Source organism: Sphingobium sp. LSP13-1-1.1 (assembly GCF_040676415.1).
Lineage (GTDB): Bacteria > Pseudomonadota > Alphaproteobacteria > Sphingomonadales > Sphingomonadaceae > Sphingobium.
In genome coordinates this window covers 1-439 of record NZ_JBEGHU010000058.1, presented here as the reverse complement: position 1 = coordinate 439, position 439 = coordinate 1, and the positions used below count along the sequence as shown (strand labels likewise).

At 56.9% G+C, this 439-nt stretch carries 1 protein-coding gene; it reads right to left on the bottom strand.

Annotation, left to right across the window (positions count from 1 at the left end; translation table 11 throughout):
* A partial coding sequence (locus MRBLSP13_RS19935; RefSeq protein WP_363756252.1) for an IS1595 family transposase occupies positions 1-389 on the bottom strand: 389 nt, incomplete at its 3' end.
* Positions 390-439 lie beyond the last annotated feature (50 nt).

Here is a 439-nt window from a genome sequence, read left to right as displayed (position 1 = left end):
CCTCCCAGCGGACCCGTAGGGGCTGCGCCATCCATAGCTTCGCGGATGCGATGGCAGAGGAACCAAGCTGTCTTATAGGTGACGCCCAGCATGCGCTCCATCTGCTTGGCGCTCATGCCCTTCTTCGAGGCCGCCATAAGGTGTGTGGCTAGTAGCCACTTGTGCAAGGGAACGTGCGAACGCTCCATAACGGTGCCGGTGCGGACGGTGAATTTGTCGCGGCAATCGTTGCACAGGAACATGCCAGCCTGCGTTTTACCTTCCATCCGGCGAACACGGGGCGAACCACAGTGCGGGCAATTGGGTTCACCGCTCCAGCGCGAAGCCTCAATATGAGCCAGCGCCTTGGCTTCATCGTGAAAGATCGGGTCTGTGATGTTCGTTGCCATACAAATGGTATGGCTCAATCACGCTGCTAAGTAAAGTATATAATTGCCGA